General features: G+C 70.0%; 10 protein-coding genes. 3 read left to right on the top strand and 7 right to left on the bottom strand.

What is annotated here, in order from left to right; genetic code table 11:
* Positions 1 to 37: 37 nt before the first annotated feature.
* Positions 38 to 454 carry an SseB family protein gene (locus tag AB0I77_RS21515; protein ID WP_363284237.1) on the bottom strand — a complete coding sequence of 139 codons (417 nt, stop codon included), beginning with the start codon at positions 452 to 454 and terminating at the stop codon, positions 38 to 40.
* A gap of 168 nt (positions 455 to 622) precedes the next feature.
* Between AB0I77_RS21515 and ppk2 the strand changes: the two genes are divergently transcribed.
* Positions 623 to 1,513, top strand: coding sequence for a polyphosphate kinase 2 (ppk2, locus tag AB0I77_RS21510; RefSeq protein ID WP_363284236.1), 891 nt, complete (start codon positions 623 to 625; stop codon positions 1,511 to 1,513).
* A gap of 16 nt (positions 1,514 to 1,529) precedes the next feature.
* On the opposite strand, the gene AB0I77_RS21505 is transcribed toward ppk2, so the two are convergent.
* Both AB0I77_RS21505 and AB0I77_RS21500 read right to left on the bottom strand, forming a co-directional pair.
* Entirely contained in the window at positions 1,530 to 2,627 is a 1,098-nt protein-coding gene (locus AB0I77_RS21505; RefSeq protein ID WP_363284234.1) for a substrate-binding domain-containing protein, read from the bottom strand.
* Entirely contained in the window at positions 2,624 to 5,071 is a 2,448-nt protein-coding gene (locus tag AB0I77_RS21500; RefSeq protein ID WP_363284282.1) for a SpoIIE family protein phosphatase, read from the bottom strand. Before AB0I77_RS21500 ends, AB0I77_RS21505 begins: the two co-directional genes overlap by 4 nt.
* Positions 5,072 to 5,489: 418 nt before the next feature.
* Between AB0I77_RS21500 and AB0I77_RS21495 the strand changes: the two genes are divergently transcribed.
* The gene (locus AB0I77_RS21495) at positions 5,490 to 6,578 is read left to right on the top strand and encodes a substrate-binding domain-containing protein (protein WP_363284233.1); all 1,089 of its coding nucleotides are present in this window, start codon (positions 5,490 to 5,492) and stop codon (positions 6,576 to 6,578) included.
* 67 nt (positions 6,579 to 6,645) lie between these two features.
* The gene (locus AB0I77_RS21490; protein ID WP_363284281.1) at positions 6,646 to 7,851 is read left to right on the top strand and encodes a sugar ABC transporter permease; all 1,206 of its coding nucleotides are present in this window, start codon (positions 6,646 to 6,648) and stop codon (positions 7,849 to 7,851) included.
* Positions 7,852 to 7,866: 15 nt separating this feature from the next.
* Here AB0I77_RS21490 and AB0I77_RS21485 read toward each other — a convergent pair whose 3' ends face one another.
* The 4 genes from AB0I77_RS21485 to AB0I77_RS21470 form a co-directional block, all read right to left on the bottom strand.
* Positions 7,867 to 10,251 carry a phosphoketolase family protein gene (locus AB0I77_RS21485; RefSeq protein ID WP_363284280.1) on the bottom strand — a complete coding sequence of 795 codons (2,385 nt, stop codon included), beginning with the start codon at positions 10,249 to 10,251 and terminating at the stop codon, positions 7,867 to 7,869.
* 135 nt (positions 10,252 to 10,386) lie between these two features.
* On the bottom strand, positions 10,387 to 11,112 hold the full coding sequence (locus tag AB0I77_RS21480; RefSeq protein ID WP_363284232.1) for a hypothetical protein: 726 nt from the start codon (positions 11,110 to 11,112) through the stop codon (positions 10,387 to 10,389).
* Between the two features lie 75 nt (positions 11,113 to 11,187).
* Entirely contained in the window at positions 11,188 to 12,024 is an 837-nt protein-coding gene (locus AB0I77_RS21475; RefSeq protein WP_363284231.1) for a carbohydrate ABC transporter permease, read from the bottom strand.
* On the bottom strand, positions 12,021 to 12,998 hold the full coding sequence (locus AB0I77_RS21470; RefSeq protein ID WP_363284230.1) for a sugar ABC transporter permease: 978 nt from the start codon (positions 12,996 to 12,998) through the stop codon (positions 12,021 to 12,023). The genes AB0I77_RS21475 and AB0I77_RS21470 overlap by 4 nt, the downstream gene beginning before the upstream one ends.
* Positions 12,999 to 13,005: the final 7 nt, after the last annotated feature.

Raw genomic sequence — 13,005 nt, 5'->3', positions numbered from 1 at the left:
GTAGCCCGCGTCGGCGCGACAAAACGACCGGCGCCGGTCACTTCCGGGGCGGCACGAGCACGGTGCGTACGTCCTGGCTGCTGAAGAGCACGTCATCGGGATGGCCGAGGTCGATGGCGAGCGACAGCTCCTCGTCGGTGGGCCAGTTGGCTGCCAGCAGGCCGAGCTGCACCTGATGGCCGACGCGTACGTCGGGGAGCGCGTGGATCATCCGCTCCACCGACGTGAAGACGGGAACCGTACGGGGCTGCGGTGGATCGTCGATCACCGGCAGGGTCAGCCGACCGTCCTCCAGGTCGTTGTGGGCGACGAACTCGACGGGCTCCGGAACCAGAATGTCGCAGGCGACCAGTGTGTCCAGCGCCGCCTGGTCGTCGGGCGTGCGGTTGAGGTCGCGCAGTGCGTCCTGAGCGGCCGCCACCAGCAGTTCCTCGGGAATGCTGTCGTCGCGCATCGCTTCGTCCCATCGTGACGCCGACAGGACCGCCCGATGCGGAATGCGCCAGGCGGGTGGTGCTTCACTTCCCGGTACCCGCGCCTGGTTCGCTCATACGCTTTGCCTGGAGTTCGTCCGTTGTACGTCCGTCCTTGCTTCCATCGGACAATGGATCATGAGGGCGAGATGACCGAACTGATATCAGGACTGCGGGTCGACTACACCGACCACGACGACCCGGTGCTGATCCGGCCGGACGGCACTCCCATCGACACCTGGCGGGAGAACTACCCGTACGACCAGCGCATGGAGCGCGGGGAGTACGACCTGCACAAGCGGCTCCAGCAGATCGAACTGCTGAAGCTGCAGAGCTGGATCAAGGAGACCGGCCGCCGCCTCGTCATCGTCTTCGAAGGGCGCGACGCGGCCGGCAAGGGCGGCACCATCAAGAGGTTCACCGAGCACCTCAACCCGCGCGGCGCCCGCGTGGTGGCGCTGGAGAAGCCGACCGAACGCGAACGCGGGCAGTGGTACTTCCAGCGGTACGTCGAACATCTGCCGACCGCGGGCGAGATCGTGCTGCTCGACCGGTCCTGGTACAACCGGGCCGGTGTGGAACGCGTGATGGGCTTCTGCACGGACGACGAGTACCGCCGCTTCATGCGGCAGGCGCCCGCCTTCGAGCGGATGCTGGTCGACGAAGGCATCGATCTGATCAAGTTCTGGTTCTCCGTCTCGCAGGGCGAGCAGCGCACCCGCTTCACGATCCGCCAGGTCGATCCCGTACGGCAGTGGAAGCTGAGCCCCATGGACCTGGCGTCGCTGGACCGCTGGGACGACTACACCGCCGCCAAGGTCGCCATGTTCCGCGAGACGGACACCGAGCAGGCGCCCTGGACGGTGGTCAAGAGCAACGACAAGAAGCGGGCCCGGGTGGAGGCCATGCGCAGCGTCCTGGCCCGCTTCGACTACGCGAACAAGGACGAGGAGGTCGTCGGCAGCCCCGATCCCCGGATCGTCGGCGCGGCGGCCACACTCCTGGAAGCGGGCGAGGACGACACCCCTCGCGGGCATTGACCACTGCGGCCCAGGTCTATCGGGTCAGGCCGGCCTCCTCGCAGGCGGGCCGAAGTTCCCGGGTGCAGATCTGGTCCACGGTGTACACGCCTTCGTCGACGAGGGTCCGCCTGATGGTGTCGACCGTCACCGCGGTCGGGGTGAGCAGGACGGAGGGAATGTCCTGGGTGGTGGGGCTGTCGGTCGTCGTCGTGGCGACCTCGCGGGGATCCTCGCCGCGCCCCAGGGTGACGGCCATGGCGGCGGCCGCGGCGGCTTCCGCCCGGAAGGATTTGTACACCGTCATGTACTGCTCGCCCTTGACGATGCGCCGCACCGCGTCGAGATCGGCATCCTGGCCGGTGACCGGAGGGAGCTCCGCGACCCGGGCGCCCTTGAGGGCGGCGATGACGCCCGCGGCCATGCCGTCGTTGGCGGCCAGGACCCCGCCGATCCGGTCCGGGCCCAGAGCCGCCAGGGCGGCGGACATGTTGGCGTGGGCGTTCGCGGTGCTCCAGCCCAGGGTGTCGTACGACTTGGCGATCTTCGTCTTGCCCTTGAGGACGGACAGCGCGCCCTCACGGTAGAACGCCGCGTTGGGACTGGTGGGATCGCCGTTCATCATGACGACGTTCGCGTCCTTCGCCCCGTCGCCCATCGCCTTCAGGAGCGCCTCGCCCTGGAGCCTGCCGACCTGCTCACCGTCGAAGGAGACATAACCCGCGATCGGACCCTCGGCGAGCCGGTCGTAGGCGACGACCGGGACGCCCTCCTGCCGCGCCTCCCGGATCGAGGAGCGCATCGCCCTGGTGTCGGCGGCATCGAGGATCAGGACTCCGGCCCCGTTGGTGATCATGGAGGTCATCTGCTGCCGCTGCCTCGTCGCGTCGTTCTCGGCGTTGGCGTACTGCATCGTGCAGCGGGGACAGAGTTCCTTCACTTGCTGCTCGATGAAGGGTTTGTCGGACTGCTCCCAGCGCGGAAGCGCCCGGCTGGGCAGCAGCAGGCCGACGGTGAAGCCGTCCGTGTCCGCCTTGTCGCCGCCCGCCCCGTCGTCTCCTCCGCAGGCGGACAGGAGGATCATCATGAGTCCGGCGAGGAACGCCGCCACGGTTCGCCAGGTACGTGTCCTCACGGCAGACCCCCTCGTTCCGCTCGGGGCTCCGAGCCCGCGGGGGCCTGCTCGCGCCGCGGCACGATGATCTCGCTGTACACCTGCTTGCCGCCGGCCACGGGCACCGTGCTGAAGGACTCCGACATCGCCTCGACCAGGAGCAGGCCTCGACCGCCGGTCGACTCCCAGTCCACGATCACCGGCTTGGCGGGCGCACGCGGTGAGGAGTCGCTGACACAGATCCGCACCCGGTCACCGCGGAGCGTCAGGTCCAGCCGGACCGGGCCCTGCGTGTGCACCAGCGCGTTGGTGACCAGCTCGGACACGACCAGGAGCACCGTGTCGGCCGCTTCCTCGGCGCTCCACCGGCGCAGCGTGCGCGCGGTGAAACGGCGGGCGTGCATGACGGCGTCGGGCAGCCGCCACACCACCCAGCCGGCCCGGATCGGCCGGGTCTTCATGCCGTCGTAGCGCAGCAGCAACAGCGCCACGTCGTCGTCGCGTCGGCCGACGTCGCCGAGCAGTTCGTCGGCCATGCGTCCCGGGTCCGCCGGGTCGGCCGCGGCGAGTGCGGTGCGCGTTCGGCGCATGCCCTCGTCCAGGGGCAGGTCGGAGGCCTCGACCAGGCCGTCGGTGACCAGGGCGAGCACCGTGCCGGGGGCCAGCGCGAGCGCGGTCATGGGGAACTCGGCCTCCGCGAGGATGCCGAGCGGAAGCCCGCCCTCGACGTGTATCTCCTCGGTACTTCCGTCGGGATGACGCACCAGTGGTGAGAGATGGCCGGCCCGGACGAAAAGGGTGTTGCCCTCCTCGATGTCCAGCTCCACATAACAGCAGGTCGCGAACAGGTCGGTCTCCATGCCGACGAGGAGGCGGTTGGCGTGGGACACGACCACGTCGGGCGGGTGCCCCTCCACCGCGTACGCCCGGACCGCGGTACGCATCTGACCCATGATGGTCGCGGCTCCGGCGCTGTGTCCCTGCACGTCACCGATGACCAGCGCCACCCGGTCCTCGGAGAGGGCGATGACGTCGTACCAGTCACCGCCCACCTGCAAGCCCCGCCTGGCGGGCAGATACCGTGCCACGGCCGTGCACCCGGGCAGCTCGGGAAGGCGTCGGGGCAGCAGACTGCGCTGAAGCATCGTCGCGAGTTCCTGCTCCGCGTCGTACGCGTGCGCGCGTTTGAGGGCCTGTCCGACCAGCGCGGCGGTGGCGGTGAGCAGGGTCCGTTCCTCGGGGACGAACTCGTGCGCCTGGTCCCAGCCGACCAGACACACACCGGCGACCCCGCCCTTGGCGGGAAGCGGCAGCACGGCCAGACCTCCGTTGCCGACGCCCGCGAGGCCGGGTTCGAAGGCCGAACCGGCGGGCCACAGGTCCATACGTCCGTCCTGGAGGGCCCGCTGGAGGGTGGGCAGGGCGCCGACCGGCACGTCGGGCCATTCCGAGCGCCACTCCGAACGCCACAGCTCCGGCCAGGCGGTGGGCTGCGGCGGATCGAGCACGGTGACCATGAGCCGGTTGTCCCGCAGCTCGGCGAGCGCCACGTGGTCGGCGTCCAGCGGCTCACGCAGCGCGGTGACCGCCACTCGGCCGACGTCACGGACCGACGCGGCGGCGTCGAGCGCGGCGGTCAGCCACTGGATCCGGGAGACGTCGTCGGCGCTCCGGCTCAGGACAGAGGTCGCCGTCACCACGCCCAGTACCTGCTCCGGCCTGGCCTCGGTGCCCGCCGCCACCCGGCAACTCAGACTCAGCCAGCGCATCTCGCCGGTGGGGCGCCGGACCCGGAACTCCAGCTCCCGCCGGCCGTACGTCTGGCTGGTGGGCTCCACGATCGACATCAGCGCGTGCATGTCCTCGGGGAAGGCGTGCGCGAGCAGGGTGTCGGCCTTGCCGTCGAAGTCGTCCGGCGCGATGCCGACGAGTTCGAGCAGCGTCTCGTCCGCCTCGATCAGGCCGGTGTCCGGCACCAGGGCGAAAGAGCCGACGTGCAGACTCCGCAGGGCGGGATACAGCACCGGCGAGGGATCGGGCCGACCGGTCCGGGCCTGGAGTATGCCGGCGAGCGCGTCGGCGTACCGCGTGAGGAAGCGGCGTTGCTCGGCCTCGAAGCCGTCCACGGAACCGCCCATGACGACGAGGCAGCCCAGTCGCCCGCCGTCCGCTGAGAGCGGCAGGGCGCCGAGCGACACCTCCGCTCGCGGTGGCGTGGGCACACCCTCGGAGTAGGAGGTGAGTGCGGCGGGCGTGAGCCACAGGGGCCGGTCGGCGCGGAAGGCGTGCGCCGCGGGCGAGCCACCGGACAGCGGCAACCTCTCCGGCAGCCCGTACCAGGAGGTGGCACATCCGGCCGTCTCCGCCAACCGAAGCTCTTCGTCCCCGGCGTCGAGCACGTAGAGCGCCGCCAGCTCCGCTCCGGCGAAGGTCAGGGCCCGTTCGCTCACGGCCGTCTCCGGCATCGGAGGCGGCCAGTCGCTGCCCGCCGTGCCGGCCTCGGATGCCCGCAGCTTCGTGCCTGAGGCTTGGGCATGGCCGTCGTGAGGCATGTCCGCAACGTACCTCCCGTCCATGCCGCAGGTGCCGGCACACTGAGAGAGCTGAGCAGTCACCCACCAGAATCTCATATGCGGAGTAAACGGACAGATCTCTTTTTCTGCCGCCGACTCTTTGCCGCCTCTGCGCGCCGACGCCGGATCCGATTCCCCGCCGCTCCCCGCCGCCGATGGCCGGTGTCGCTGCGCTCGCAGATCACCGCGGCCGGTGCCAAACTGACCACGTGGTCGTCCTGCCGCTTCCACGCGGCGCGTTCGAGGCGGACGTCCGGCTCCGGTGCGTCCAAGGCCCGTCAGGGGTAACCGGGCAAGGGAGGTCTTTCCCATGAAGGCCCGCACACGGGAGGCGGCCCTCACCGTGACCGCCGTCTCCACCGCCGTCGCGCTCGCGGCCTGCGGGCCCGACGCCGGGAACGACGCCGGCGGGGACGACGCGCCGAGGATCGGTCTGCTCCTGCCGGACGCCACCACAGACCGCTGGGAGGCACAGGACAGGCCCCTGCTCGAGGCGAAGATCGAGGAGCTGTGTGCCGACTGCGAGGTCGAGCACGCCAACGCCAAGGGCGATGTGGCCATCCAGCAGGAACAGATGGAATCGATGATCACCAAGGGTGTCGATGCCATCGTGCTCGTGGCCGTGGACGCCCGATCGCTCGCCCCCGCCGTCAGGAAGGCCGACGCGGCGGACATCGCGGTCATCGCCTACGACCGCCTGGCCGAGGGTCCGATCGCGGGCTACGTCTCCTTCGACGGCGAGGAGGTCGGCAGGCTCCAGGGCAGGGCACTCCTGAAAGCCATGGGCGACAGGGTGCGCGGCGGCCAGATCGTCATGATGCATGGCGATCCCAGCGACCCCAACGCGGATGCGTTCAAGAAAGGTGCGCTGTCCGTGCTCGAGGGGACAGTGAAGATCGGCAAGGAGTACGACACGCTCCAGTGGAGGTCGGAGACGGCGAACATGAACATGTCCAGCGCCATCTCGGCCCTCGGCGTCGACACCTTCCACGGGGTCTACGCCGCCAACGACGGCCTGGCAGCAGGCAGCATCGCCGCCCTCAAGGCGAACAAGGTCGACCCGCTGCCTCCTGTCACCGGGCAGGATGCCGAACTCGGAGCCGTACGGCGCATTGTCGGCGGCGATCAGTACATGACCGTCTACAAGCCCTTCCGGCCCGAGGCGTCCGCCGGAGCCGCCCTGGCCGTGGCCGCGGCCCGCGGTGAGAGCTTCGCCGGGATCGCCACGGACACGGTGCGGACCGCCGGTGACGGGGAGGTTCCGGCCGTCCTGCTCACCCCCGTGTCCGTGACCGTCGCCACCATCGAGGACACCTTGGTGAAGGACGGCGTGTACACGATCCAGCAGATCTGCGCCTCCGGGCTCGAAGCCGCCTGTGCCGAGGCCGGACTGACCTGACGGGCCGGTTCCCACCAGGTCCGGCTCCGGGAAGGAGACGTTCTTCGTGCCGACTCTCCCCTCCTCCATCGGGACGCAGGCCGTCGTCCGCACGGTGGAGGGCTGGACCGCCGTCTTCCGGCGCAAGCTGAGCGCCGGTGAACTGGGCTCACTCCCTGTCGTCCTCGTTCTCGCCGTGGTCTGGATCATCTTCCAGGCCCTCAACGACAAGTTCCTCTCGCCCCGGAACCTCTCCAACCTCAGCGTGGACATCGTGGGCACGGGGCTGATCGCGGTCGGCATCGTCTTCGTGCTGCTGCTCGGTGAACTCGACCTGTCGGTCGGCTCGATCAGCGGCTTCGCGGCTGCCGTGTTCGCCGTCCTGAACGTGAACAACGGCGTGCCGGAATGGCTCGCTCTCATCATCGCGGTGCTCGTGGGCACCGTGACGGGCACCGTTCAGGGCTTCTCCGTCGCCAAGACCCGAGTACCGGCGTTCGTCGTCACCCTCGCGGGACTGCTCACCTGGAACGGCCTCATGCTCTCCATCCTCGGGACCAGCGGGACCATCAACCTCGACGAGGACGGGCTGGTGGCCAAACTGACCAGCTACTACTTCAGCGACGACGGGGTCGCCTACGGCGTGGCGGCGGTCGGAGCGGGTCTGGTCTTCCTCGTGGCCCACCAGGACAGACGTCGCCGCAGGGCCTTCGGCATGCCGCACCGCTCGCTCCGGGGAATCTGGATGCGTACGGGAGTCCTCGCGGTGATCGCGTTCGCCACCGCGTATCTGCTCAACCGGTTCCAGGGTCTGCCGCTCGCGCTCCTGCTCTTCCTTCTGATCGTGGCCGGTCTCGACCTCGTGCTCCGCCGCACCCGCTACGGGCGGCAGGTCTACGCGCTGGGCGGCGGCGTCGAGGCGGCCCGGCGCGCCAGCCTCAGTGTGACGTGGGTGCAGACCGCGGTGCTCGCCGTCTCGGGCACCATGGCCGCGGTCGGCGGACTGTTCCTGGCCTCGCGCATCACCTCGGTGAGCCAGAATTCCGGCTCCGGCGTCCTGTTGCTCAACGCCATCGCCGCGGCCGTCATCGGGGGCGCGAGCCTGTTCGGCGGACGCGGTACGACCTGGAACGCGGTGCTCGGCATCCTGGTCATCCAGTCGATCGCCTCAGGCATGGCGATCACGGACACACCCGCCGCCGTCCAGTTCGTCATCACGGGCGGAGTGCTCTTCGCCGCGGTGGTCATCGACTCACTGGCACGACGTTCGCAGGAGGCACACGGGCGGGCTTGAGGGGGGTGGAGCCGTTCAGCCGTCCCAGGTCCAGTCGGCGACCTCGGGCAGGTCCGTGCCGTGCTCGCGGATCCACGCGTGGTGGCGCAGCCGGGCGTCCTCCATCCGCTGGCGTACGACGGCCGCGCGCACCGCGAGGCCCGGGACGCGGTCGATGACGTCCATGACGAGGCGGTAGCGGTCCAGATCGTTGCGGACGACCATGTCGAAGGGCGTGGTCGTGGTGCCGATCTCCTTGTAGCCGCGCACGTGCAGGTGCGCGTGGCCGTTGCGCCGGTACGCGAGGCGGTGGATCAGCCACGGGTAACCGTGGTAGGCGAAGATGACGGGCTTGTCGGCGGTGAACAGGCCGTCGTACTCGAAGTCGCTCATGCCGTGCGGGTGTTCCTCGCTCGGCATGAGGCGGGCGATGTCGACGACGTTCACCACGCGTACGGACAGCTCGGGCAGGTGGCGGCGCAGCAGTTGCGCGGCGGCCAGTACTTCCTGGGTGGGCACGTCGCCGGCGGCGGCGAGCACGACGTCGGGTTCCCGGGTGCCGTTCTCGGTCCCGGCCCAGTCCCAGATGCCGGCGCCGCGGGCGCAGTGGGCCTTGGCCTGTTCCATGGACAGCCAGTCGAAGCTGGGCTGCTTGCCGGCGACGACGACATTGACGTAGTCGCGGCTGCGCAGGACGTGGTCGGCCACGGACAGCAGGGTGTTGGCGTCCGGCGGCAGGTAGACGCGTACCGCTTCGGGACTCTTGTTGAGGATGTGGTCGACGAAGCCGGGGTCCTGGTGCGAGAAGCCGTTGTGGTCCTGGCGCCACACATGCGAGGTGAGCAGGTAGTTGAGGGAGGCGATGGGGGCGCGCCAGGACAGGCGGCGGGTGACGCGCAGCCACTTGATGTGCTGGTTGACCATCGAGTCGACGATGTGCGCGAACGCCTCGTAGCAGGAGAAGAGGCCGTGCCGGCCGGTCAGCAGATAGCCCTCCAGCCAGCCCTGGCAGGTGTGCTCGGACAGGATCTCCATCACCCGGCCGTGCCGGTCGAGGTCTTCGTCCACCTGGAGCATCTGTGCCTGCCAGGCCTTGCCGCTGGCCTCGTACACGGCCTGGAGCCGGTTGGAGGCGGTCTCGTCGGGGCCGACCAGGCGGAAGTCGCGGCGGTCGGAGGTGGCCCGCATGACGTCCCGCAGCAACTCGCCGAGCACGCGGGTCGGTTCGTGCAGGCCGGCGCCCGGCTTGTCGACCTCGACGGCGTACCGCTCCAGCGGCGGCAAGGGCAGCTCGCGCAGCAGCAAACCGCCGTTGGCGTGCGGGGTCGCGCCGAGGCGTCGTACTCCCTCCGGGACGCAGGCCAGCACCTGTTCCCGGGGGCGGCCGTCTTCGTCGAACAACTCCTCGGGCCGGTACGAGCGCAGCCACGTCTCCAGCTGCCGCAGGTGCTCGGGGTTGTCCCGGACGGCGGACAGCGGGACCTGGTGCGAGCGCCAGGTGCCCTCCACCGGCTCCCCGTCGACCTGGGCCGGGCCGGTCCAGCCCTTCGGCGTGCGCAGCACGATGACCGGCCAGCGGGGCCGCTCGGTGGCGCCCTCCTCCCGGGCGGCCCCCTGAAGGGCGGCGATCCGGTCCAGGGCGGTGTCCATGGCCTCGGCCATGCCCCGGTGGACGGCGGCCGGGTCGTCGCCGGTGACATGGATCGGATCGTGGCCGTACCCCTTGAGGAGCTCGTCGAGCTCGGTCTCGGGGAGCCGGGCGAGCACCGCCGGGTTGGCGATCTTGTAGCCGTTGAGGTGGAGGATCGGCAGGACGGCACCGTCGTGCACCGGGTCGAGGAACTTGTTCGAGTGCCAGGACGCGGCCAGCGGCCCGGTCTCCGCCTCGCCGTCGCCGATCACGCAGGCGACCAGCAGGTCCGGATTGTCGAAGGCGGCACCGTAGGCGTGCGACAGCGCGTAGCCCAGTTCGCCGCCCTCGTGGAGGGAGCCCGGCGTCTCGGGTGCCACATGGCTGGGCACCCCGCCGGGGAAGGAGAACTGCCGGAACAGACGGGCCATGCCGTCCGCGTCCCGGGTGATGTCCGGATAGGTCTGGCTGTACGAGCCCTCCAGCCAGGAGTTGGCCAGCACCGCGGGTCCGCCGTGCCCGGGGCCCCAGATGCACAGGGCGTCCAGGTCACGGGCCTTGATGACCCGGTTGAGATGGGTGTGCACCAGGTTCAGGCCCGGGGAGGTGCCCCAGTGCCCGAGCAGCCGGGGCTTGACGTGCTCGGGGCGCAGCGGCTCGGTCAGCAGGGGGTTGGCCAGCAGATAGATCTGGCCGACGGCGAGATAGTTCGCGGCGCGCCAGTGGGCGTCCAGCGCCCTCAGGTCCTCCTCGGTGAGCCGGGCGGACGCCTGCTGCGTGTCGACGGACATGGGGATCCCTTCCGGGTCGGGGCAGGTCGGGGTGTCGAACGGAGGTACAAGGCGGTCCATGCCTTCCACCATCGGTCGGTCCACCGAGTACCCGACAGGGCCAACCGGGCCACCCCAGCGGCTCAGCGTGGTCGGCTACTCCTGTACGTCCGCGGACGCGGCGCTCGCGGGGTCGTCCTGGCCCACAGAGGGAAGCGGCGGACGGGCACGCAGGACCGACACGTCCAGGTGGAGTTCGTCCCGGTGGATGTCCAGGCCCGCCCACGTCGCGGCGGCGGCGAGCAGGTTGAACGGCCGGTGCGGGGCGCAGCGCACGTCGGAGACGAGCCCCGGGAGGTCTCCGAGCCGCTCGGCCAGAGCCCGGGCGGCCGCCTCCGCGTCGGCCGCGTGCGGTCCACTCGCCGTCGGCACGGGCTTGCCGGTGCCGGACACCAGTGCTTCGGCCAGGAGGAGCCGTGGGCCGTGCGCGGCCACCCACCGGTCCGGTTGAGTGGTCGCCGGCGTGCCGGGGACCACCTCGGCCAGCCGCCCCAGCATCCACGCGGCCTGCGCGACACCGGTGGCCAGGACTCCGGCGCCCGCGCCCGCGGACCAGGGGCGGTTCCCCTCGCCGGACCGGGCCCGGCCCAGCGCCTGCCACCCGTCCGCCCGGTCCGTCGCGGGAACCGGTACGGACATGGGCGCCTCCAGCACCAGCGCGGCCCGGCCGCCCGAGGCCAGGCGCGCGATCACGGCCTGTACCGCCGTCTCGGGGTCGGCCCCCTGGCCGGCGAGGGACAGCGCGGGTACGTCGAGTGCGGCCCAGGCGAACCTGCCCAGCGCCACCGAGCCGATGTCGACCCCGACCACGCGCGCTTCCATGCCTCCAAGTCCACCACAGGCCGGCCCCGGTCGATGGTGCACCCGGCAGCGCTCACCGTCAGGGGCAGGCGCGTCTCAGCCCTTCACCGCGCCGGATGTGAGCCCCTGGACGATGTGGCGGCTGGCGAAGGCGAACAGCAGCATCGTGGGCAGGATGGTGAGGACGGCCGCCGCGGACATCGAGCCCCAGTCGATGTTGAAGCTGGAAATGAACCCGTTCAGGGCCGTGGGGACGGTCTTGTTGCTGTCGCTGTTCATCAGCGTCACCGACAGGAACAGCTCGTTCCAGCAGTTGACGAAGTTGAAGATGAACGCGGCCACGATCCCGGGACGCATCACCGGCAGCAGCACCCGGAACAGCGCCCCGAACCGGGACAGGCCGTCGATCATGGCGGCCTCCTCCAGGGCGTCCGGGATGTTCTCGAAGAAGCCGCGGAGCATCACCGTGCAGAACGGGATGCACACGGCGATGTAGACGAGGATCAGCCCGAGCCGGTTGTCGACCAGCTTGAGGTCGGTCATCAGCAGGTACAGCGGCCCCAGCGCGATGAAGGTCGGGATCATCTGGGTGACCAGGGCCGCCATCAGCAGCGCGGACTTGGTGCGGAACTCGAATCGGGCCAGCACGTACGCCGACAGCATCGAGATGGCCGTCGCCACCGCGCCGGCGACGGTCGCGACGACGAGGCTGTTGGTGAGGTAGACGCCGAAGTCGGCCTGGCCGAACAGCCCGCTGTAGTTCTCCAGCGAGAAGTGCTCGGGCCAGTAGGCGATCGGGAAGGCGAAGATCTCGCCGGGCGCCTTGAGCGACGTGATGGTGATCCAGTACAGCGGGAAGACGGTGAAGACCAGCCACAGCCCCAGGAAGGCGAACTTGGCGGCCCGGCCGGCCGTGGACTCCTTGCCGATCATGGCTTCACCTCTCGCTTCCGGTCCGGCTTCTCGCGCGTGGCCAGGAGGTAGAAGACCGCGAACACGAGCAGCGTGGCGACGACGACGAGGCCGAGCGCGGAGGCCCTGCCGTAGTCGCCCTGCTGCGTGATCTTGATCATCCAGGTGGTCACGATGTGCGTCTCGTTGTTCGGTCCGCCGCCGGTCATCCCGAAGATCAGGTCGGGGAAGTTGAAGATCCAGATGATCCGCAGCAGCACGGTGAGCGCGAGCGTGACCCGGATGTACGGAATGGTGATCTGGAACAGCGTGCGTACCTTGCCGGCGCCGTCGAGCGCCGCCGCCTCGTACAGCTCGTCGGGGACGGACTGCAGTGCGGCCAGGATCATGATCGCGAAGAAGGTGACCCCGTACCAGACGTTGGCGACCAGCACGGCGAACATCGCCTTGTGCGGGTCGGCCAGCCAGGCGACCGGCTCGTCGATCAGCCCGGCCTTCTGGAGCAGGTCGTTGACGACGCCGAACTCGCTGTTGAACAGCCAGCGGAACAGGATGCCGATGAGGAACCCGGAGATCGCCCAGGGGAAGAAGACCAGCGCCTGGTAGAGGCCGCGGAAGCGGAACCTGCGGCGCAGCCACAGGGCGAGGGCGAAGCCGATCAGCAGCTGGGGCACGATCGATCCGAACACCCAGATGGCGGTGTTGGCGAGGACGGTGTCCCAGGCGGGGTCGGCGAAGACGTCGCGGAAGTTCTTCAGGCCCACCCAGGAGGTGTCGGTCAGGTCCGACAGGTTCCAGTGACGGAAGGCCATCTGACTGCCGGCGATCATCGGGTAGTACGTGAAGACCGCCACGAAGATCGCGGCCGGGGCCATGAAGGCGGCGATGAGGAAGCCGCGCCGGGAGGTGAACTCCGGCTTGCGGCGGCCCCGTTCGGCGCCGCGGGCGGGCGGGGCGCCCCCTGTCCGGGAGGGGCCCGCCGACGCCGTTTTCATCGTTCGA

The organism is Streptomyces sp. NPDC050619, from assembly GCF_040654815.1.
Lineage (GTDB): Bacteria > Actinomycetota > Actinomycetes > Streptomycetales > Streptomycetaceae > Streptomyces.
This window is presented reverse-complemented; position numbering and strand designations above follow the sequence as displayed.

Coding starts and splice junctions, on each gene's coding strand:
- AB0I77_RS21515 (WP_363284237.1), bottom strand. CDS start 454: ATGCGCGACGACAGCATTCCCGAGGAACTGCTGGTGGCGGCCGCTCAG.
- ppk2 (WP_363284236.1), top strand. CDS start 623: ATGACCGAACTGATATCAGGACTGCGGGTCGACTACACCGACCACGAC.
- AB0I77_RS21500 (WP_363284282.1), bottom strand. CDS start 5,071: ATGCCGGAGACGGCCGTGAGCGAACGGGCCCTGACCTTCGCCGGAGCG.
- AB0I77_RS21495 (WP_363284233.1), top strand. CDS start 5,490: ATGAAGGCCCGCACACGGGAGGCGGCCCTCACCGTGACCGCCGTCTCC.
- AB0I77_RS21485 (WP_363284280.1), bottom strand. CDS start 10,251: ATGTCCGTCGACACGCAGCAGGCGTCCGCCCGGCTCACCGAGGAGGAC.
- AB0I77_RS21480 (WP_363284232.1), bottom strand. CDS start 11,112: ATGGAAGCGCGCGTGGTCGGGGTCGACATCGGCTCGGTGGCGCTGGGC.
- AB0I77_RS21475 (WP_363284231.1), bottom strand. CDS start 12,024: ATGATCGGCAAGGAGTCCACGGCCGGCCGGGCCGCCAAGTTCGCCTTC.
- AB0I77_RS21470 (WP_363284230.1), bottom strand. CDS start 12,998: ATGAAAACGGCGTCGGCGGGCCCCTCCCGGACAGGGGGCGCCCCGCCC.